At 59.7% G+C, this 19,276-nt stretch carries 20 protein-coding genes and 1 pseudogene; 10 read left to right on the top strand and 11 right to left on the bottom strand.

Going from position 1 to position 19,276, the window contains the following annotated elements:
* Positions 1-184: 184 nt before the first annotated feature.
* From hemA to AC07VR_RS10565, 6 genes are all read left to right on the top strand, one after another.
* The gene (gene hemA, locus AC07VR_RS10590; protein WP_494991782.1) at positions 185-1,474 is read left to right on the top strand and encodes a glutamyl-tRNA reductase; all 1,290 of its coding nucleotides are present in this window, start codon (positions 185-187) and stop codon (positions 1,472-1,474) included.
* Positions 1,471-2,553: a peptide chain release factor 1 gene (gene prfA / locus AC07VR_RS10585; RefSeq protein WP_494991783.1), complete on the top strand. Its 1,083-nt coding sequence runs from the start codon at positions 1,471-1,473 to the stop codon at positions 2,551-2,553. Before hemA ends, prfA begins: the two co-directional genes overlap by 4 nt.
* Positions 2,554-3,384: a peptide chain release factor N(5)-glutamine methyltransferase gene (gene prmC / locus AC07VR_RS10580; RefSeq protein WP_494991784.1), complete on the top strand. Its 831-nt coding sequence runs from the start codon at positions 2,554-2,556 to the stop codon at positions 3,382-3,384. It abuts the gene before it with no gap.
* Positions 3,378-4,133 carry a molybdopterin-synthase adenylyltransferase MoeB gene (locus tag AC07VR_RS10575; RefSeq protein ID WP_495011199.1) on the top strand — a complete coding sequence of 252 codons (756 nt, stop codon included), beginning with the start codon at positions 3,378-3,380 and terminating at the stop codon, positions 4,131-4,133. Before prmC ends, AC07VR_RS10575 begins: the two co-directional genes overlap by 7 nt.
* Positions 4,126-4,917, top strand: a complete 792-nt coding sequence (murI, locus tag AC07VR_RS10570; protein WP_495011198.1) for a glutamate racemase — start codon at positions 4,126-4,128, stop codon at positions 4,915-4,917. The genes AC07VR_RS10575 and murI overlap by 8 nt, the downstream gene beginning before the upstream one ends.
* A gap of 128 nt (positions 4,918-5,045) precedes the next feature.
* Positions 5,046-5,564 (top strand): acyloxyacyl hydrolase, encoded by a 519-nt coding sequence (locus tag AC07VR_RS10565; protein ID WP_494991787.1) that lies wholly within the window; start codon positions 5,046-5,048, stop codon positions 5,562-5,564.
* Positions 5,565-5,635: 71 nt separating this feature from the next.
* Here AC07VR_RS10565 and AC07VR_RS10560 read toward each other — a convergent pair whose 3' ends face one another.
* The 6 genes and pseudogenes from AC07VR_RS10560 to AC07VR_RS10535 form a co-directional block, all read right to left on the bottom strand.
* A complete protein-coding gene (locus tag AC07VR_RS10560; RefSeq protein ID WP_494991788.1) occupies positions 5,636-5,941 on the bottom strand; it encodes a YkgJ family cysteine cluster protein in 306 nt (101 codons plus the stop codon).
* 119 nt (positions 5,942-6,060) lie between these two features.
* Positions 6,061-6,837 (bottom strand): SDR family NAD(P)-dependent oxidoreductase, encoded by a 777-nt coding sequence (locus AC07VR_RS10555; protein ID WP_495011197.1) that lies wholly within the window; start codon positions 6,835-6,837, stop codon positions 6,061-6,063.
* A gap of 132 nt (positions 6,838-6,969) precedes the next feature.
* Positions 6,970-7,548, bottom strand: coding sequence for a deoxyribodipyrimidine photo-lyase (locus AC07VR_RS10550; RefSeq protein WP_495011196.1), 579 nt, complete (start codon positions 7,546-7,548; stop codon positions 6,970-6,972).
* A 9-nt stretch (positions 7,549-7,557) separates the two neighbouring features.
* Positions 7,558-8,496 (bottom strand): MerR family transcriptional regulator, encoded by a 939-nt coding sequence (locus AC07VR_RS10545; RefSeq protein ID WP_494991791.1) that lies wholly within the window; start codon positions 8,494-8,496, stop codon positions 7,558-7,560.
* 3 nt (positions 8,497-8,499) lie between these two features.
* A pseudogene (locus AC07VR_RS10540) lies at positions 8,500-8,694 on the bottom strand (DUF1722 domain-containing protein); the annotation flags it as partial.
* A 210-nt stretch (positions 8,695-8,904) separates the two neighbouring features.
* On the bottom strand, positions 8,905-9,891 hold the full coding sequence (locus AC07VR_RS10535) for an NAD(P)/FAD-dependent oxidoreductase (RefSeq protein WP_494991793.1): 987 nt from the start codon (positions 9,889-9,891) through the stop codon (positions 8,905-8,907).
* 210 nt (positions 9,892-10,101) lie between these two features.
* On the opposite strand from AC07VR_RS10535, the gene AC07VR_RS10530 reads away from it, so the two are divergent.
* Both AC07VR_RS10530 and hemH read left to right on the top strand, forming a co-directional pair.
* Positions 10,102-11,004 carry a TIGR01777 family oxidoreductase gene (locus tag AC07VR_RS10530; protein WP_494991794.1) on the top strand — a complete coding sequence of 301 codons (903 nt, stop codon included), beginning with the start codon at positions 10,102-10,104 and terminating at the stop codon, positions 11,002-11,004.
* Between the two features lie 13 nt (positions 11,005-11,017).
* Complete coding sequence (gene hemH, locus AC07VR_RS10525) at positions 11,018-12,040, top strand: ferrochelatase (RefSeq protein WP_495011195.1); 1,023 nt, start codon at positions 11,018-11,020, stop codon at positions 12,038-12,040.
* 122 nt (positions 12,041-12,162) lie between these two features.
* On the opposite strand, the gene AC07VR_RS10520 is transcribed toward hemH, so the two are convergent.
* Together AC07VR_RS10520 and upp are read right to left on the bottom strand one after the other, a co-directional pair.
* Positions 12,163-13,437, bottom strand: a complete 1,275-nt coding sequence (locus tag AC07VR_RS10520; RefSeq protein WP_494991796.1) for a uracil-xanthine permease family protein — start codon at positions 13,435-13,437, stop codon at positions 12,163-12,165.
* A gap of 2 nt (positions 13,438-13,439) precedes the next feature.
* Positions 13,440-14,078 (bottom strand): uracil phosphoribosyltransferase, encoded by a 639-nt coding sequence (gene upp, locus AC07VR_RS10515; protein ID WP_494991797.1) that lies wholly within the window; start codon positions 14,076-14,078, stop codon positions 13,440-13,442.
* 165 nt (positions 14,079-14,243) lie between these two features.
* On the opposite strand from upp, the gene AC07VR_RS10510 reads away from it, so the two are divergent.
* Positions 14,244-14,801, top strand: a complete 558-nt coding sequence (locus AC07VR_RS10510) for a hypoxanthine-guanine phosphoribosyltransferase (protein ID WP_494991798.1) — start codon at positions 14,244-14,246, stop codon at positions 14,799-14,801.
* Between the two features lie 3 nt (positions 14,802-14,804).
* Positions 14,805-15,278 carry a WbuC family cupin fold metalloprotein gene (locus AC07VR_RS10505; protein ID WP_494991799.1) on the top strand — a complete coding sequence of 158 codons (474 nt, stop codon included), beginning with the start codon at positions 14,805-14,807 and terminating at the stop codon, positions 15,276-15,278.
* A gap of 209 nt (positions 15,279-15,487) precedes the next feature.
* Here the strand turns inward: AC07VR_RS10505 and AC07VR_RS10500 are convergent, their stop codons facing one another.
* From AC07VR_RS10500 to AC07VR_RS10490, 3 genes are all read right to left on the bottom strand, one after another.
* A complete protein-coding gene (locus AC07VR_RS10500; protein WP_495011194.1) occupies positions 15,488-17,080 on the bottom strand; it encodes an aldehyde dehydrogenase (NADP(+)) in 1,593 nt (530 codons plus the stop codon).
* Positions 17,081-17,199: 119 nt separating this feature from the next.
* The gene (locus tag AC07VR_RS10495) at positions 17,200-18,117 is read right to left on the bottom strand and encodes a dihydrodipicolinate synthase family protein (protein WP_494991801.1); all 918 of its coding nucleotides are present in this window, start codon (positions 18,115-18,117) and stop codon (positions 17,200-17,202) included.
* 97 nt (positions 18,118-18,214) lie between these two features.
* Positions 18,215-19,252, bottom strand: coding sequence for a trans-3-hydroxy-L-proline dehydratase (locus AC07VR_RS10490; protein ID WP_494991802.1), 1,038 nt, complete (start codon positions 19,250-19,252; stop codon positions 18,215-18,217).
* Between the last annotated feature and the right edge of the window lie 24 nt (positions 19,253-19,276).

Genomic DNA, 19,276 nt, shown 5'->3' with positions numbered 1-19,276 from the left:
AGGACGACTAACCTGCGGTCGGATCATCATGACACAAGCCTTCGGCCAAACATAACCGCCCCGTTAATTCATATTAAAGGGCGCTCGAATGCTTCGTGCAGGGGGGATTCGTTGCGGCAATGGTTGTTCTGAATCTGGCGAAGTAGGACAATTGACGGCTTCTCGACATCATCAGCGACCTTGAATGGCCTTTCTTGCACTCGGTATCAACCACAAGACTGCTTCAGTAGACGTCCGCGAGCGCGTGGCCTTTACCCCTGAGCAGTTGGTTGAGGCCTTGCAGCAGCTCTGCCGCCTCACCGATAGCCGCGAAGCTGCGATCCTCTCCACCTGCAATCGCAGTGAACTGTATATAGAACAGGATCACCTTTCGGCTGACATCGTGCTGCGCTGGCTGGCCGATTATCACCAATTGAGCCTCGAGGAGCTGCGTGCGAGTGCTTATGTGCATGAAGATGATGCGGCCGTTCGTCACATGATGCGTGTGGCTTCAGGGCTGGATTCGCTGGTGCTGGGTGAACCGCAGATTCTCGGCCAGATGAAGTCGGCCTACGCCGTGGCTCGCGAGGCCGGCACCATTGGTCCGCTGCTCGGGCGCTTGTTTCAGGCGACGTTCAATGCGGCCAAACAGGTGCGTACCGACACCGCCATCGGTGAAAACCCGGTGTCGGTGGCCTTTGCCGCCGTCAGCCTGGCGAAACAGATTTTCAGTGACTTGCAACGCAGCCAGGCTCTGTTGATTGGCGCCGGCGAAACCATCACGCTGGTCGCCCGACATCTGCATGAGCTTGGCGTCAAGCGTATCGTGGTCGCCAACCGCACGCTGGAGCGCGCGAGCATTTTGGCCGAACAGTTCGGTGCCCACGCGGTGCTGCTCTCGGATATCCCGGCAGAATTGGTTCGCAGCGACATCGTCATCAGCTCCACTGCCAGCCAGTTGCCGATTCTGGGCAAGGGCGCGGTCGAGAGTGCATTGAAGCTGCGCAAGCACAAACCGATCTTCATGGTTGACATCGCCGTGCCGCGCGATATCGAGCCGGAAGTCGGCGAGTTGGACGACGTTTACCTCTATAGCGTCGACGATCTCCACGAAGTGGTCGCCGAAAACCTCAAGAGTCGTCAGGGTGCTGCGCAAGCGGCGGAAGAGATGGTGTCCATCGGCGCCGACGACTTCATGGTGCGATTGCGTGAACTGGCGGCGGTGGATGTACTCAAGGCCTACCGCCAGCAAAGCGAACGCCTGCGTGATGAAGAGCTGCTCAAGGCCCAGCGCATGCTCGCCAATGGCAGCAACGCCGAAGACGTGCTGGTGCATCTGGCCCGCGGCCTGACCAACAAATTGCTGCATGCCCCGAGCGTGCAGTTGAAAAAGCTTTCCGCCGAAGGCCGCCTCGATGCGCTGGCCATGGCTCAGGAACTCTTTGCCCTCGGTGAGGGCCCATCGGATAGCTTTTCGGATAAAAAACCGCAATGAAAGCGTCACTGCTCAATAAGCTGGACATCCTCCAGGACCGTTTCGAGGAATTGACCGCCTTGCTTGGCGATGGCGAAGTCATTTCCGACCAGAACAAGTTCCGTACCTATTCCAAGGAATACGCGGAAGTTGAACCGATTGTCACCACCTATGCACAACTGCTCAAGGTTCAAGCTGACCTCGAAGGCGCCCAGGCGCTACTCAAGGACAGCGACCCGGACATGCGCGAAATGGCGGTCGAGGAAGTGCGCGAAGCCAAAGAGCGGCTGATCGAGCTCGAAGGCGACCTGCAACGCATGCTGCTGCCCAAGGATCCCAACGACGGGCGCAACGTCTTCCTCGAGATACGTGCCGGCACCGGCGGTGACGAAGCGGCGATTTTCTCCGGCGACCTGTTCCGTATGTATTCACGCTACGCCGAGCGTCGCGGCTGGCGGGTGGAAATTCTCTCGGAGAACATAGGCGAGCACGGCGGCTATAAAGAAGTCATTGCCCGGGTCGAAGGCGACAACGTCTATGGCAAACTGAAATTCGAATCGGGTGCCCATCGCGTGCAACGGGTTCCAGCGACAGAATCTCAGGGCCGTATTCACACCTCGGCCTGTACCGTGGCGGTATTGCCTGAGCCGGATGAACAGGAAGCCATCGAGATCAACCCGGCGGACCTGCGGGTCGATACCTATCGCTCCTCCGGCGCCGGTGGTCAGCACGTCAACAAGACCGACTCGGCGATCCGCATCACTCACCTTCCTTCGGGAATTGTGGTTGAGTGCCAGGAAGAACGTTCTCAGCACAAGAACCGTGCGCGGGCGATGTCCTGGCTGTCGGCCAAGTTGAACGACCAGCAGACCAGCGCCGCGGCCAATGCCATCGCCAGCGAGCGTAAGTTGCTGGTAGGTTCGGGTGATCGTTCCGAGCGGATCCGTACCTATAACTTTGCTCAAGGCCGGGTTACCGATCATCGGGTCAACCTGACCCTGTATTCCCTTGATGAAATCCTCGCGGGCGGCGTCGAAGCGGTGATCGAGCCATTGCTGGCCGAATATCAGGCCGATCAACTGGCATCGATAGGTGAGTAAATGACGATTATTGCCAGCTTGTTACGCTCGGCCGAACTGCCTGATTCGCCCACGGCCCGTCTGGATGCCGAGTTATTGCTGGCAGCAGCTCTGGGCAAGTCCCGCAGTTTTCTGCACACCTGGCCAGAGCGGATCGTCAGCAGCGAAGCTGCGCTGACCTTTGCCGATTATTTACAGCGCCGCCGCGCTGGCGAGCCGGTGGCCTATATTCTCGGCCAGCAGGGTTTCTGGAAGCTGGACCTGGAAGTCGCGCCGCATACACTGATTCCGCGTCCGGACACTGAGCTGCTGGTGGAGGCCGCGCTGGAACTGTTGCCGGCTACACCTGCCAAGGTGCTCGATCTGGGCACCGGCAGCGGCGCGATTGCCTTGGCCCTGGCCAGTGAACGTCCGGCCTGGCACGTCACGGCGGTGGATCGGGTGCTCGAAGCCGTGGCCCTGGCCGAGCGCAACCGGCAGCGGCTGAACCTGAACAATGTCACGGTGCTCAACAGTCACTGGTTCAGCGCACTGCAAGATCATCGTTTCCAGCTAATTATCAGTAACCCGCCGTACATTGCCGATGCCGATCCGCATCTGGTGGCCGGTGATGTGCGTTTCGAGCCGGCCAGTGCGCTGGTGGCGGGTGTGGACGGACTCGACGATCTGCGTCTGATCATCGCCCAGGCACCGCAACACCTCGAGGCGGGCGGCTGGTTGATGCTTGAACATGGCTACGACCAGGCGCTGGCAGTGCGTGATTTGCTGCTGACTCGCGGCTTTGAAGAAGTACACAGTCGTAAAGATCTGGGCGACCACGAACGTATCAGTCTGGGGCGTCTACCGTGCTGAATGATCAGGAGCTGTTGCGCTATAGCCGGCAGATTTTGTTGCAGCATGTCGACATCGACGGTCAGTTGCGCCTCAAGAACAGCCGCATATTGATCGTCGGCCTCGGCGGTCTCGGTGCGCCGGTGGCCTTGTACCTGGCGGCGGCCGGGGTTGGCGAGCTGCATCTGGCGGACTTCGATACGGTCGATCTGACCAACCTGCAACGGCAGATCATTCATGACACGGACAGCGTTGGCCTGAGTAAGGTCGATTCGGCGATTCGTCGCCTTACAGCGATCAATCCAGAGATTCAGTTGATCGCCCATCGCTCGGCGCTGGACGAAGACTCGCTGGCAGCCGCTGTCGCTGCTGTCGATCTGGTTCTTGATTGCTCCGATAATTTCTCTACCCGCGAAGCCGTCAATGCGGCCTGTGTTGCGGCGCGCAAACCCTTGGTCAGCGGCGCGGCGATTCGCCTGGAGGGGCAGCTTTCGGTGTTCGATCCGCGTCGGCCCGAGAACCCTTGTTACCACTGCTTGTATGGGCACGGCAGCGAAGCCGAATTGACCTGCAGTGAAGCCGGCGTGCTCGGTCCGCTGGTGGGGCTGGTCGGTAGCCTGCAAGCCCTTGAGGCGCTGAAATTGCTGGTCGGCTTTGGCGAACCGCTGGTGGGGCGCTTGCTGTTGATCGATGCCTTGGGTACGCGCTTTCGCGAACTGCGGGTCAAGCGTGATCCAGGCTGCGGTGTCTGCGGGCCAAAACATGCGTGAAGCGCCGATTGGTGTGTTCGACTCCGGTGTCGGCGGTCTGTCGGTGCTGGGTGAAATCCAGCGCCTGCTGCCCAACGAGTCGCTGCTGTACTTCGGCGACTGCGGCAACATTCCCTATGGCGAGAAGACTCCGGAGTTCATTCGGCAGCGCTGCAGCGTGATGGCTGAATTCTTCGCCCGGCAGGGTGCCAAGGCGTTGGTGCTGGCCTGTAACACGGCGACGGTGGCCGGTGTTGCGGACTTGCGTCGCGATTACCCGGACTGGCCGATCGTCGGTATGGAGCCAGCGGTGAAGCCGGCGGCGGCAGCGACCCGCAGCGGTGTGGTCGGCGTGCTGGCAACTACCGGGACCTTGCAGAGCGCCAAGTTTGCCGCGTTGCTCGACCGTTTCGCCACCGATGTGCGGGTCATTACCCAACCTTGCCCCGGGCTGGTGGAGCTGATTGAAGCGGGTGATCTGCACAGTGCCGTGCTTCGCCAGCTACTGCTCGGTTACCTTGAGCCCCTGTTGGCGGCAGGTTGCGACACCATCATTCTCGGCTGCACCCACTATCCCTTTCTCAAGCCATTGCTCAAGCAGATGCTCGCTGACGAGATCAGCCTGATCGATACCGGCGCCGCCGTGGCCCGGCAACTTCAACGCTTGCTCGCCGAGCGTGAAATGCTCGCCGAAGGCCCCGCACACGAAGCGAAATTCTGGACCAGTGCCAGCCCTGAGCATCTGAGAAATATCTTGCCGTTGCTATGGAATAAGTCTGGCGCTGTGCAAAGCTTCCCTTTGTAAAAAAATTAAAAAAAACGATTCAAAAGAGCTGAGCTTCTACGTCAGCACCGAGTTCTATAGCTAGTCTGTTGAGTAGTACGAAAACCATACGAAAACCATACGAAATCGTTCGGAAAAGGATGTTTCTAATGAAGCGACTATTCTGTTTGGCTGCGCTTGCGGCCGCACTGTTGGGGCAAAGTTTTTCGGCACAGGCTGCTGGAGTGGAGTTCGCGATTGGCGAGACCAGCGACTCGACCCAGACCTACCGCCTGGGTATGCAACTGGATTGGGACAAGAGCTGGCTACAGAGTAATGTCGGTCGTCTAACCGGCTATTGGAGCGGCGCCTACACCTTCTGGAACGGCGACAAAAAGCCGAGCAACCACAGCCTGTCATTCTCTCCGGTACTGGTTTATGAGTTCGCCGGCGAAACCGTCAAACCTTATGTCGAGGCAGGGATTGGTGTGTCATTGTTCGCCCACACCGAGGTGGAAGACAACAAGTTGGGGTCGTCGTTTCAGTTCGAAGATCGCATCGGTTTAGGCCTGCGCTTTAGCGGTGGACATGAAATCGGTATTCGCGCGACTCACTATTCCAACGCCAGCATCAACAGCCATAACGACGGTATAGAGAGCTACGCGCTGCATTACACGATGCCGCTTTGATCTGAACACTGGCCAGGGAACTATTGTGGCGAGGGGCTTGCCTGCTCGCCACAAATGCTTACGTTTGAGATTCAACGGTACGCGGTAGCAATCCCTTGGCGTTCGTTGATGCAATCCGCTTCACCCATCTCGAACTCCCGGCAGATCAGCGGGCGTTTCTCGTAGATGGTGCACATCATGCTGTTGCGGTCCAGCGCGGCGCACCAGCCATCATCCAGACGCAGCATGACTTCCCCGCCCCAATCGTCAGTGTCGATAAAGCGTTCAGGCACGCCGGTGTCGGTGATCAGCATGACTTCCAGTTGGCAGCAGCAGGCTGCGCAGGTGGAGCAGGTAATCGCCGGTTCGGCAATTTCGGTGAGGGGGATGTTGGTCATAGACGCGCAGTGTAAGGCAGTGGGCCCGTGCTGTGTGAAAGGCCTGACGGACGCCCGGTGAGCTAACGCTTGCCGGGCAGCGGTCGAGTGTCCACTGCCGATGATGTCGACATTTACGACTAGTCCTCGGTCGTCGGTCCGTTTCGGACCATGAGCTGGTCGATCGCCGGTTTCGTCTGGTTGGGAAGCGTTGACAGCGGCCAGAACTGCGCCATGAACAAGGCCGGAAAAGCGACCTCCAGGGGGCGATCCTGGATTTTCTCCAGGATATGCCGCGCGGCTTTGTCCACCGGCCAGCTCGTCGGCATGGGGACGTCGTTTTTATCGGCCAGTGGGGCGTCGACGAAGCCAGGACTGACCACGGTGACGGCGATGCTTTGCGGTGCCAAATCGACGCGCAGGGACTCGAACAGATAGCGCAAGCCGGCTTTGGACGCGCCAAAGGCTTCGGATCGCGGCAACGGCAGGTAGGTCACCGAGCTGGCGATGCCCACCAGGTGCGGTAAGTTCCCGGCGCGCAGCAGGGGGAGCGCAGCTTCGATGCAATAACTGCTGGCAAGCAGATTGGTGCGTATTACATGCTCGATGATCGATGCGTCTAACTGCCTGGCGTCGACGTATTCACAGGTCCCGGCGTTGAGGATCACCGTGTCGAGAGCCCCCCAAACCTCTGCGATGTGCTCGCCGACTTCCCGGACTTGCTGGCTGTTGGTGAGATCGGCGGGCACCAGCAGCACTTGCCCCGGGAAGCGCGTGGACAGTGCTTCCAGCGGCGCGACAGTTCGCGAACTGACAGCAAGATGCACACCGGACCTGAGCAGTTCTTCGGCCAACGCGGCACCGATTCCGCTGCTGGCCCCGGTCAGCCAGATACGACGTGCAGGTGTGCGACTCATCCCATTCTCCTTTTTAGCCATGCGATGGCTTGGCTAACCGCAGACAAAGTTTCATAACGCAGGGCCCTGGCATCGAAATAATATCACCATGACCATCCGCAGGCGGTTGTGCATCCATCCGGTTTCCGGCAATTAGCGCATGGCTGCGTCGATGATGGGTAACCCCGTCCGCGCCTGCTGCCAGGCGGCCAGTTCTTCGGGGGCTGCGATCAGTCGTGGCAGTGCGCCTTGCAGGCGGGAGTAGCAGACTTTGCGAAACTGGCTGAAGACCTGGAAATAAGTGCCCATTTTGGTCAGCACGCTGCCGGGCTTGAACAGCAATTGATCGAGGTAGCTGTGAAAGGTGACGCCATGAGTTTGCAGCGCTTTGGCGACCGCCGCATCACGCTGGCTTTCATGAGTGCCGTATTCCTCGTTGGCGTGAACCGCGTCGATACCGAGTTGTTGGCATAACTCAAGTAGCACATGGGGTATTTGTGCCCAAGTAGGGGCATGGCGGATCAGCAAGGGGATATTCAGTTCGCCAAGGGCTTTGCCTAGCTCGCGTAGATTGCGCAGCCAGAAGTCGACTTTGCACGGAGCGTCGTCGTGGGCCTGCCATTGCTCCGGGCTCAGAAAGTACACGGCTATGGTCGGGCCGCACACTGCGGCGGCCGTAAGGGCAGTGTTGTCATGTAGGCGCAGGTCGCTGCGCAGCCAGATCAATTGCATGGTCGTTCCTTAAATTAGACCGCACTGAACCAGTCCCAGGTGAGTCGACAAAGGATCTTCGGCCAGGAATAAATCAGCAATTTCAGCGGTGCTTACGGACAACTCGGCGTGGTGGATGCACACCGTTGCTCCCGCAATGATTTTTGGGCAACTGATACCGTTCAAAATTTTCGGCAGTTGGCTCACATTCATGGCTTTGCTCGAATACAGCAGTACACCACGAGCTTGCAGATGATCGACTGCCATTGCCAGTTCGCCAGCGGGCAGTGGCCAATCGAAGACTTCCACGGGGCAATCGGCGCTGCTCACCAACCAGGCGGTGAGCCACAGATGGGGCTCCAGCGGCAGGTCCGAGTGGTTGATCAGCAGCAGCGGTGCCCCGCGCAACTGGCGGTTGTTGTGGTAGATCCTCGCGCCGAACTTGCTGCGCAGCCAGGAATAGAAAAACACCCGCTCCATCCGTGTACCGAACTGGCCCTGCCAACGCTGATCAAGTTCTGCCAGTAGCGGTATGAGCAGTTGTTCACACAACGTTCGCGGGGGATACAGCGACATGGCCTGGTTGAAGGTATCGTCGACCTGGCGTTCGGCCAACTGGCTGATGGCGTGCATCATGCTCTGACGCAGGGCGTGCCAATCGTTGTCGGCTGGCTGGGCGAAAGCCTGTGGGGTGTCGAGCAACTGCTTGACCTGACTGACGGCAACACCGCGATTGAGCCAGGTCAGAATCGTCAGAATGCGCTGCACATGCTCGGCCGAGAACAGCCGGTGACCTTTGGGCGTGCGCTGGGGCACGATCAAGCCGTAACGCCGCTCCCATGCCCGTAGCGTGACCGCGTTGACGCCGGTCTGGCGGGCGACTTCGCGAATCGGTAGCCAGCCTTCGTCCAGCGCCCTTTGGTAGTCGGGGGCAGGATCATCATTGGTTGTGGTGTCGGGCTTGGCCATGGTCTAAATCGCACTTTGCAGGCTGAGGTTTTCCGGGTGCGGTTGCAGATACACCTGCTGCGCCACATACGGATCGGGATGCTGGCGCAAGTGATGCTTGGGCAGCGTTAGCGGCACCACCAGCGGCACGATGCCGTGGCGGTACTGGCCGATGACATGCTGCAGTTCCTGCTTGTCTGCAGCGCTGATGGCAATTTTAGGTCTGGTTGCAGCAAGGTCGCTGGGCATTGGAGAACCTCGGATCTATAGCTATACAAATCATTGTGTCTGTACAGCTTTTGTTCATCATAGATTCAAAGGTCTACAAGTCAAATTGTCTGTATAGGTATTTTGTGGAGGTTTGCCGGGAGAGGTCGCGGTGGGCTGCTGTCCATTTCGACAGCAGCAATTTGCGCGCTTTGATGCGGTTTACTGCAGGTGTTCGTGCAAGCGTCGGGCGGCTTCCTGACCGCTGAGCCAGGCCCCTTCGACCCGCCCGGAAAGGCACCAGTCGCCACACACATACAGACCCAGATCGGCGTCGGCCAGCGCCCCCCATTCATGACTGCTGGCCGGCCGGGCATAGAGCCAGCGGTGGGCGAGACTGAAGGTCGGAGCGGGCATGGCGCTGTGCAGCAGTTCGGCGAAAGCGCCATGCAGTTGCTCGATCACTGCCTCTTTTGGCAGATCGATATGCTGCCGGCTCCAGCTACTCGTGGCGTGCAGTACCCAGGTATCGAGCGTGTTGTCGCGCCCCGGTTTACTGCGGTTGCGAGCCAGCCAGTCGACCGGGCTGTCCTGTATGAAGCAGCCTTCCATCGGGGTGTCCAGCGGTGTTTCGAATGCCAGGGCAATGGCCCAGGTCGGATCCATCTTCACCCCGGCAGCGACACCGGCCAGTTTCGGCGCGGAAGCCAGCAGGGCGGTGGCCTGAGGCGCTGGAGTGGCAATCACCACATGACTGAAAGGGCCATGGGTGAAGCCTTCGGCATCTTGCAGATGCCAATGTTGTTCGCCACGGTAGACCTCAGTGATGCGGCAGGAAAAATGCACTTCCATATCGCCGATCAGGGCACGGGTGATGGCGCTCATGCGTGGCGTACCGACCCAGCGAATCTGTTCGTCCGGCGAGGGGCTGAGCTGGCCGCCGTGGAAGTTATAGAGTTGCGGCAACCATACGGCGACCCAGCCATTGGCTTGCCAGCGCTGGACTTCGATGACGAAGCGGCGGTCGCGGGCGGTGAAATACTGCGCACCCATGTCCAGCGCGCCAGCGTCACTGCGCTTGCTCGACATGCGTCCGCCGCTGCCACGGCTTTTATCGAAAAGCTGCACTTCATACCCGGTATCGCGAAGTGCCTGGGCAGCTGAGAGTCCGGCGATACCGGTACCGATGATTGCGATGGGTACAGTCATAGGGGCCTCGCTTACCTTTCAGTACAGACTACGCCGTCGTTTAAACCTATACAATATTGTTTTTTGGTATAACTTTTGGCGTTCTCGGTCTTACAAGCTGTTCTAGATAGGTTGTCCTATTGTTAACCATAGGGCTTATCCGATTGAAAAGATCCCTGCTTATAAAAATAGACTAGTGATCCGGGTAAAACGCCATGCGAGGAAGATGTCATGCACATATTGCTGACCGGCGGTACTGGTTTGATAGGACGTCAACTTTGTCGACACTGGTTGACCCGGGGCCATCGTTTGACTGTGTGGAGTCGTCGACCCGACAAGGTGACCAAACTCTGCGGAGTCCAGGTACGTGGAATAGGTCGGCTCGAGGAAATCGGTCCGGATCCGGTCGATGCGGTGATCAACCTCGCCGGTGCGCCCATTGTTGATCGGCCCTGGACCCACAGGCGCAAGGCAAAGCTGTGGAGCAGCCGGATCAGCCTGACCGAAACCTTGCTCGCCTGGCTGGAAAGTCGCGAGCAGAAACCCCGTGTGCTGATTTCCGGTTCGGCGGTGGGTTGGTACGGCGATGGCGGTGAGCGTGTGTTGAACGAGGACTCGCCTCCGGTCAGTGAAGACTTCGCCAGCCAGTTGTGTATTGCCTGGGAGGAGACGGCACAACGTGCCGAGGCCATGGGCATTCGCGTGGTACTGATCCGCACCGGGCTGGTGCTGGCCGCCGAGGGCGGCTTTTTGTCGCGCCTGTTGTTGCCGTTCAAACTGGCGCTGGGCGGGCCGATCGGCAGTGGTCGGCAGTGGATGCCATGGATCCATATCAACGATCAAATCGCCCTGATTGATTTTCTTCTGAATCAGAATGATGCACGCGGTCCTTATAATGCCTGTGCGCCTGAGCCTGTGCGCAATCGCGAGTTTGCCAAGACCCTTGGCAGCGTGTTGCACCGACCGGCGATACTGCCGATGCCGGCCTTCGCTTTGCGAGTTGGCCTGGGCGAGTTGTCACTGTTGCTGCTGGGTGGCCAGCGGGCCATGCCGACGCGTTTGGTGGCGGCGGGTTTCACTTTCCAGTTCACTGATTTGCGCGCGGCCCTGGACGATTTATCCAGCCGCCTTTGAAATAGGACGTTGCATGACCGATCACGCGTTGCTCCTGGTCAACCTGGGTTCGCCAGCTTCCACTTCGGTGGCAGATGTGCGCAGCTACCTCAATCAATTTCTGATGGACCCTTACGTCATCGACTTACCCTGGCCGGTGCGGCGTTTGTTGGTCTCGCTGATTCTGATCAAGCGCCCTGAGCAGTCTGCCCAAGCCTATGCGTCGATCTGGTGGGATGAAGGCTCCCCGCTGGTGGTGCTCAGCCGCCGCCTGCAACAGGCGATGACCGAGCAATGGAAGCAGGGACCGGTGGAATTGGCGATGCGTTATGGCGAGCCGTCGATTGAAACGGTGCTGACTCGCATGGCTGCCCAAGGCGTGAAGCGCGTGACGCTTGCACCGCTCTATCCGCAATTCGCCGACAGCACCGTGACCACGGTGATCGAGGAAGCCAAACGCGTGGTGCTGGCTAAGAAACTGGCGGTGCAGTTCTCGATCTTGCAGCCGTTTTATGATCAGCCGGAATACCTCGACGCCTTGGTCGCCAGTGCCAAGCCGCATTTAGAGCAGGATTTCGATCACCTGCTGCTGAGTTTTCATGGCTTGCCAGAGCGGCATTTGAAGAAGCTTAACCCTGGCCATAGCTTCGAAGGGGGCGGGGATTGCTGCCGTGATGCACCGCCGGAAGTCGTGGCGACCTGTTATCGCGGCCAGTGTCTGCGCACCGCACAGGCCTTTGCGCAGCGCATGGGATTGCCGGAGGGCAAGTGGTCGGTGTCGTTCCAGTCCAGGCTGGGCCGCGCCAAATGGATCGAACCCTACACCGAAGCACGTCTTGAGGCGTTGGCGCAGCAGGGCGTGAAAAAAATTCTGGTGATGTGCCCGGCATTCGTCGCCGATTGCATAGAGACGCTGGAAGAGATCGGTGATCGTGGGCGAGAACAATTCCGCGAAGCGGGTGGTGAGGAGCTGGTGCTGGTGCCGTGTCTGAATGACAACCCGCAGTGGGCGCATGCGTTGAATGCGCTTTGCGAGCGGGCGCCGATTGTGTTGTAGGAGCAATGATCGTTCCCACGCTCCCGCGTGGGAATGCCTCACTGGACGCCTGCGTCCGCTCTTACTGTGACGCGGAGCGTCACGGGCTGCATTCCCACGCAGAGCGTGGGAACGATCAAGGTTTAGAGCAACGACTCATCCGCCTTCTTGTGCTTCCAGCTATCGTTACCCGGCAGGATCAGGTTCAGTGCAATCGCCACCACGGCGCACAAGGCGATGCCTTTGAGGCCGAAGTCGTTCGGGCCTGTCCCGGTACCGATCAGCACGCCGCCAATCCCGAACACCAGGGTCACCGACACAATCACCAGATTGCGCGCTTCGCTCAGATCGATTTTGTGGCGAATCATCGTGTTCATCCCCACTGCGGCGATCGAGCCGAACAACAGGCAGAGAATCCCGCCCATCACTGGCACCGGAATGCTCTGCAACAACGCGCCGAATTTACCGATAAACGCCAGGCTGATGGCGAAGATCGCCGCCCAGGTCATGATTTTCGGGTTGTAGTTCCTGGTCAGCATTATCGCGCCGGTCACTTCGGCGTAGGTGGTGTTGGGTGGGCCACCCAGCAGTCCAGCGGCGGTGGTGGCGATGCCATCACCAAACAGCGTGCGATGCAGACCGGGTTTCTTCAAGTAATCACGGCCTGTAACACTACCGACCGCAATAACCCCGCCGATATGCTCGATGGCTGGCGCCAGCGCGACTGGAACGATAAACAGAATCGCCTGCCAGTTGAACTCGGGTGCGGTGAAGTGCGGCAGCGCGAACCACGGTGCTGCGGCAATCTTTGCGGTATCGACCACGCCGAAAAAGAACGCCATGGCGAACCCCACCAATACGCCGGAAATGATCGGCACCAGGCGGAAAATCCCCCTGCCGAACACAGCCACGATCAACGTAGTCAGCAGTGCCGGCATCGAGATCATCATTGCCGTCTGGTAGTGGATCAGCTCAGTCCCGTCGCCGGCCTTGCCCATCGCCATGTTGGCGGCAATCGGTGCCATGGCCAGACCGATGGAAATAATCACCGGGCCGATGACCACGGGTGGCAACAGTCGGTCGATAAAACCGGTGCCCTTGATCTTCACCGCAATGCCCAGAAAGGTATAAACGAAACCGGCCGCCATCACCCCGCCCATGGTCGCGGCGAGGCCAAACTGGCCCTTGGCGAGAATGATCGGCGTGATAAAGGCAAAGCTCGAAGCCAGGAACACCGGCACCTGGCGCCCGGTGGCTAGCTGAAACAGCAAAGTCCCCAGGCCCGCCGTGAACAGCGCGACGTTGGGGTCGAGGCCGGTAATCAGCGGCATCAACACCAACGCGCCAAACGCCACGAACAACATCTGTGCACCCGACAGAATCTGGCGCCAGAGCGGGTCGTTGAACTCGTCCTGCATGCTCAAGCGTCCTTCTGCTTGGTACCGAAAATCTTGTCGCCGGCATCACCCAGGCCCGGAATGATGTAGCCGTGTTCGTTCAGGCGCTCATCGATGGACGCGGTGTAGATGGTCACGTCGGGGTGAGCTTTCTCCACGGCGGCGATGCCTTCGGGAGCGGCGACCAGGACCATGGCGCGAATGTCCTTGCAGCCGGCCTTTTTCAGCAAGTCGATGGTCGCGACCATCGAACCGCCGGTGGCGAGCATCGGGTCGATGATCATGGCCAGGCGTTCGTCGATTTCCGGAACCAGTTTTTCCAGATAGGTATGCGCTTCGAGGGTTTCCTCGTTGCGGGCCACACCCACGGCGCTGACCTTGGCGCCCGGGATCAGGCTGAGGACGCCTTCGAGCATGCCGATACCGGCGCGCAGGATCGGCACCACGGTAATTTTCTTGCCGGCGATTTTTTCGACTTCAACGGCGCCGCACCAGCCTTCGATTTCGTAACTCTCCAGGGGCAGGTCTTTGGTGGCCTCGTAGGTGAGCAGGGCACCGACTTCCTGAGCAAGCTCACGGAAGTTCTTCGTGCTAATGTCAGCGCGGCGCATAAGGCCGAGCTTGTGGCGGATCAGCGGATGGCGGATCTCACGGATGGGCATGGGGAAAGGCTCCGGCGGCGGGCAAAAAAACCGGCCTAGGTTAATCTATCCGAGGGTGTTGTCCTATAGACATGCTGTACGTTAGTCCAGAAACGCTTGATCTGACTTCGCAGGATGCGTACCTTTGCCCGCTTTTCCGAAACAGCCACCCCCTTGGAGAACGCCATGTCCGCTGATCTCGAGCATATCCGTCAAATCATGCGAGAGGCTGACTGCCTGTACACCGAAGCTGAAGTCGAGGCGGCCATCGCCCGAGTCGGTGCGCAAATCAACTTCGAGCTGGCTGAGCGTAATCCAGTGGTTTTCTGTGTGATGAACGGTGGTCTGATTTTCTCCGGCAAACTGCTGCCCCATCTGAATTTCCCACTGGAAGCGTCCTACCTGCACGCGACCCGCTACCGCAACGAAACCAGTGGCGGCGACCTGTTCTGGAAAGCCAAGCCAGAAGTTTCGTTCATCGACCGTGACGTTCTGATCATCGACGATATCCTCGACGAAGGTCATACCCTGGGCGCGATCATCGACTTCTGTAAACACGCCGGTGCCCGTGCGGTGCACACCGCCGTGCTGATCGACAAGGATCACGACCGCAAGGCTCGCCCTGATCTGAAAGCAGATTACGTCGGCTTGCCGTGCATCGACCGCTACATCTTCGGTTACGGCATGGACTACAAAGGCTACTGGCGCAACGCTGCGGGTATCTACGCCGTCAAAGGTATGTAAGACATGGCGACAACGGGTTTTTTCGATCAGTCATTGTTCGCCGAGCTGGCCGAAAAAGCCGCGGCCAGCCCGCGCGGTCGCCATCACCACAACTTCCACCAGATGCAAGAACCCTGTCACCGCATGGCCATTGGGATGCAGCCGGGTACCTACGTCCCGCCGCACCGGCACCTGGGTATCGACAAAGCCGAAACCATCCTGGTGCTCAAAGGTTGCCTTGGTTTGCTGGTGTTCAGCGACTCGGGTGAACTGCTGAGCAAGCGTGTCATGCAGGCCGGCGGCGATTGCCTGGGTGTCGACCTGCCGCCGGGCGTGTTCCACAGCTTTGTGGTGCTGGAGGCCGATACGCTGATGTTCGAATGCAAGGCTGGGCCTTATCAACCCGTGGGTGAAGGCGAATACGCTGTTTGGGCGCCCCGCGAAGGTGAGGCGGGCGTGGCCGGGTATCTGGCCTGGATGCGCGCGCAGTTTGATTGAAGGCGGGCTGTGCAAACCCTGATTCCGCTCAGGTAAGGAATTTCTGGCTTCGCGTATTCCCCGTAGCAGCTGCCGAAGGCTGCGTTCGACCGCGAAGCGGTCTTAAAATCAGGCGTTGTGGTGTTACAGGTTAACCGCGGTTGCATGATTTGCGACTGCTGCGCAGCCGAACGCAGGCTTCGCCAGCTGCTACGGACCGCGTCGTCGCCTTAGCTGTCACGTCCCCACCCCTCCCGCGTATTCACCCCATCCACCAACCGTAAAATCCTCAACGGATTGGCGTTCTTCAGTGCGTCCGGTAATAGCTCGTCCGGGCAGTTCTGATAGCACACGGGCCGCAAGAATCGATCGATCGCCAGGCTACCGACCGACGTCCCTCGTGCATCCGAGGTGGCCGGGTATGGGCCGCCGTGAACCATGGCATCGCAGACTTCAACACCGGTCGGGTAGCCATTGAGCAGCAGGCGTCCGGCTTTTTGTTCGAGGATCGGCAGCAGGCTTGAGCACAACTCAAGGTCCGCCGGTTCGGCGATCAGGCTGGCGGTCAATTGTCCTTGCAGCGCGTGCAGTGCCTGTCTCAGCTCGGTCTCATCGGCCACTTCGATCAGGATGCTGGCAGGTCCGAAGACTTCCTCTTGTAGCAATTCATCGCCCTTGAGCAAGAGGCCGACATCGGCTTTGAACAGCTGTGGGCGGGCGTGGTTTCCTTGCGGGTCTTCACCGCTCAGCCGGCTGACCCGTGGATGCTGCAGCAAGCGTTGAACGCCTTGCTGGAAGCTGCGCAGCGTGCCGCTGTTGAGCATGGCCTGTGGCGGTTTTTCACGCATGTTCGCCGCGAGCTGTTCGCCGAAAGCGCTGAACGCCGACGAACGCAGACCGATAATCAGTCCCGGATTGGTACAGAACTGACCGCAGCCCAGCACGATCGACGCACTTAGCTCGCTGGCGATCGTTTCACCCCGTGCATGGAGAGCCGCCGGTAGCACCAGTACCGGGTTGACGCTCGACATCTCGGCGAATACCGGGATGGGTTGCGCTCTGGCTGCCGCCATGTCGCACAGTGCGCGCCCACCTTTCAGAGAGCCGGTGAAGCCAACTGCCTGGATCGCCGGGTGCTTGACCAGCGCCTCGCCAACGCCAGCTCCATAAATCATGTTGAACACGCCTTCGGGCATACCACAGCGTTGGGCGGCGCGGATGATTGCCGATGCAACATAGTCGGCGGTTGCCATGTGCCCGCTGTGGGCCTTGAACACCACCGGGCAACCGGCGGCCAACGCGGCGGCGGTATCGCCGCCGGCCGTGGAAAACGCCAGCGGAAAGTTGCTGGCGCCAAACACCGCAACCGGTCCGAGACCGATGCGCCATTGGCGCAGGTCGACACGAGGCAGTGGCTGACGTTCAGGCAGCGCGCGGTCGATGCGCGCACCGAGAAAATCGCCTCGGCGCAAAACCTGTGCAAACAAGCGCAATTGACCGCTGGTGCGCGCTCGTTCACCCAGGATGCGGGTGGCGGGCAGGGCGGTCTCACGACAGACGATGGCGATAAAGTCATCGCCCAGAGCATCGATTTCCTCGGCGATGGTTTCAAGAAATCCGGCGCGAGCGGTGGCCCGCAGGTTGCGATAGCTCGGGTAGGCCCTGGCGGCGAATTGCGCAGCGTTGTCGACCTCTTCGGCGTTGGCCTGACTGAAGCGATAGGGCAGGGCTTCGCCGGTGCTGGCGTCAAGGCTTTGCAGTTGCTGATCGCCCAACGCGCTGCGGCCGAAGCCGATGAAGTTGTGGCCGGTAATGATAAACATAAGCAGAAATTCTCGGCGGGGCCGCGCCCGGTGAGGCGCGCGGCGGTCAGGACGGATGTCGGTAAGCCAAGGCGCAGAACCTGTGGGAGCGTCGACCGGCTGCTCCCACAGGTGGCGTCTTACAGACCAACGTCCGGCAGCGTTGGGCGGTTGGCGAGGGCGGTCTTGATCAGCGCCTGGACTTCGCTGCGTTCGTGGTCGAGCAAGCCCAGGCGTGGAGGGCGGGTCAGTGCCGAGCCACGGCCCATCAACTCTTCGCAGAGTTTGATGCACTGCACCAGATCCGGACGGGCATCGAGGTGCAGCAGCGGCATGAACCATTCGTAGATCGGCATCGCTTCTTTGAAGCGGCCATCGCGGGCCAGTCGGAACAACGTCTCGCCTTCTTTCGGGAACGCGTTGGACATCCCGGAAACCCAACCCACCGCGCCGACGGCGATGCTTTCGAGCACCACGTCATCGAGCCCGGCGAACAGCACGAAGCGGTCGCCGACCTCGTTGCGCACGTCAATGAAGCGCCGGGTATCGCCCGAGGAGTCCTTGAAGCAGACGACGTTGTCGCAGTCGGCCAGAGAAATCAGGATGTCCGGCGTGACGTCATTCTTATAGATCGGTGGGTTGTTATAGACCATCACCGGCAGGTCGATGCTGGCGGCTACGCTGCGAAAGTGCGTGGCGGTCTCGAAGGGTTTCGAAGAGTAGACCAGCGCAGGCATGAGCATGATGCCGTCGGCACCAACCCGCTGGATTTCCTTGGCGACCTTGCTGGCGTTGGCGCTGGTGAACTCGGCGACGCCGGAGATCACCGGCACCCGACCGGCCGCGGCGTCCTTGGCGAGTTCTACCAGGCTGATTTTTTCTTCGGTGCTCAGCGAGGTGTTTTCGCCGACGGTGCCGCAGATCACCAGACCTGAAACACCGTCGCGAACCAGGCCGCTGATGACCTTGTGCGTGCCCTCGTAGTCGATGGAAAAGTCACTATTGAATTGGGTCGTGACCGCTGGGAAAACGCCGCTCCAGTTAACGTGCTTGCTCATGTTGCCTCCGCTGATGGAATTTTAGTATTTCGTATACGTTAGTGTTGAGCACTGAAAGTGCCGTGTGGTTCAAAAGTCTTTGTCAGATTAGCGTGCTTCAAATGTTCAGTTCGACCGGCCAGGTATCGGACAGTCGATAACCGCCGGGCCAAGGGTCACTTGGGTCAAGCAGGTGCTGGTGAATGCCGGTAATCCAGGCGCGCCCGGACAGGCAAGGGACAATCGCCGGACGCCCGGCAATTTCGGTGATGGCGTCGATTCGGCAATGAAACTCTGAGCCGATGATCGAGCGCCCGATAAAGGCTTCGCCAACCTCAAGTTGACCTTTGGCATGCAACACCGCCATGCGCGCCGAACAGCCCGTCCCACAAGGCGAACGATCAATCTTTCCGGGGCGAATCACTACCGCGTTGGCAGCGTTGGCTACGCCATTGGCACGATTGACCGGTGCGGCGATCTGGCAGAAGGAAATGTGCTTCCAGTCCGGGTTCAGCGGATGGACGAAGCCCAGTTGTTCGTTGGCGGCCTGGGTGATTTTCAGCCCTGTGGCCACCAGATCCGCAGCTTCATCGGCGGTCAGCGAGAAGCCCAGGCGCTGAGCATCGACGATCGCGAAACTGTCGCCGCCATAAGCGGTATCGACCTGTACGGAGCCTAGCCCGGGGACTTCGATCCACGCGTCCAGTTTGTCGGCAAACGACACCACATTGCGCACTTCGACCCGCTCGGCTTTGCCGTCACGGCATTGAGCGGTGACTTCGATCAGCCCGCCGGGCGCCTCCAGCACCAATCGGGTCACCGGCCCGGTCATCGGCAAAATCCCGCTGTCGAGCAGCACCGTGGCCACGCACAGGGAGTTGGAGCCGGACATCGGTGGTGTATCAGCCGGTTCCATGATGATCCAGGCCATGTCGGCTCGCGGGTCTTTGGCCGGAACCAGCAGATTGACGTGGCGGAATACACCGCCGCGCGGTTCGTTGAGGACGAAATTGCGCAGGGTCTGGTCTTGCGCAATCCAGCGCGATTGATCCCACAGGGTGGCACCGGGCGGCGGTGCGACACCGCCGACGATCACATCGCCGACTTCCCCTTCGGCGTGGCAACTCACCACATGAATGATCTTGCTTGAGCGCATGCTGGTCTCCTTTGAAGTCTCTGT

The organism is Pseudomonas sp. GW821-FHT02H09, from assembly GCF_059421425.1.
This window is presented reverse-complemented; position numbering and strand designations above follow the sequence as displayed.

Coding starts and splice junctions, on each gene's coding strand:
- murI (WP_495011198.1), top strand. CDS start 4,126: ATGCGTGAAGCGCCGATTGGTGTGTTCGACTCCGGTGTCGGCGGTCTG.
- AC07VR_RS10495 (WP_494991801.1), bottom strand. CDS start 18,117: ATGAGCAAGCACGTTAACTGGAGCGGCGTTTTCCCAGCGGTCACGACC.
- AC07VR_RS10565 (WP_494991787.1), top strand. CDS start 5,046: ATGAAGCGACTATTCTGTTTGGCTGCGCTTGCGGCCGCACTGTTGGGG.
- AC07VR_RS10535 (WP_494991793.1), bottom strand. CDS start 9,891: ATGACTGTACCCATCGCAATCATCGGTACCGGTATCGCCGGACTCTCA.
- hemA (WP_494991782.1), top strand. CDS start 185: ATGGCCTTTCTTGCACTCGGTATCAACCACAAGACTGCTTCAGTAGAC.
- AC07VR_RS10500 (WP_495011194.1), bottom strand. CDS start 17,080: ATGTTTATCATTACCGGCCACAACTTCATCGGCTTCGGCCGCAGCGCG.
- hemH (WP_495011195.1), top strand. CDS start 11,018: ATGACCGATCACGCGTTGCTCCTGGTCAACCTGGGTTCGCCAGCTTCC.
- AC07VR_RS10505 (WP_494991799.1), top strand. CDS start 14,805: ATGGCGACAACGGGTTTTTTCGATCAGTCATTGTTCGCCGAGCTGGCC.
- AC07VR_RS10550 (WP_495011196.1), bottom strand. CDS start 7,548: ATGCAATTGATCTGGCTGCGCAGCGACCTGCGCCTACATGACAACACT.
- prmC (WP_494991784.1), top strand. CDS start 2,554: ATGACGATTATTGCCAGCTTGTTACGCTCGGCCGAACTGCCTGATTCG.
- upp (WP_494991797.1), bottom strand. CDS start 14,078: ATGCCCATCCGTGAGATCCGCCATCCGCTGATCCGCCACAAGCTCGGC.
- AC07VR_RS10510 (WP_494991798.1), top strand. CDS start 14,244: ATGTCCGCTGATCTCGAGCATATCCGTCAAATCATGCGAGAGGCTGAC.
- prfA (WP_494991783.1), top strand. CDS start 1,471: ATGAAAGCGTCACTGCTCAATAAGCTGGACATCCTCCAGGACCGTTTC.
- AC07VR_RS10520 (WP_494991796.1), bottom strand. CDS start 13,437: ATGCAGGACGAGTTCAACGACCCGCTCTGGCGCCAGATTCTGTCGGGT.
- AC07VR_RS10560 (WP_494991788.1), bottom strand. CDS start 5,941: ATGACCAACATCCCCCTCACCGAAATTGCCGAACCGGCGATTACCTGC.
- AC07VR_RS10545 (WP_494991791.1), bottom strand. CDS start 8,496: ATGGCCAAGCCCGACACCACAACCAATGATGATCCTGCCCCCGACTAC.
- AC07VR_RS10555 (WP_495011197.1), bottom strand. CDS start 6,837: ATGAGTCGCACACCTGCACGTCGTATCTGGCTGACCGGGGCCAGCAGC.
- AC07VR_RS10530 (WP_494991794.1), top strand. CDS start 10,102: ATGCACATATTGCTGACCGGCGGTACTGGTTTGATAGGACGTCAACTT.
- AC07VR_RS10490 (WP_494991802.1), bottom strand. CDS start 19,252: ATGCGCTCAAGCAAGATCATTCATGTGGTGAGTTGCCACGCCGAAGGG.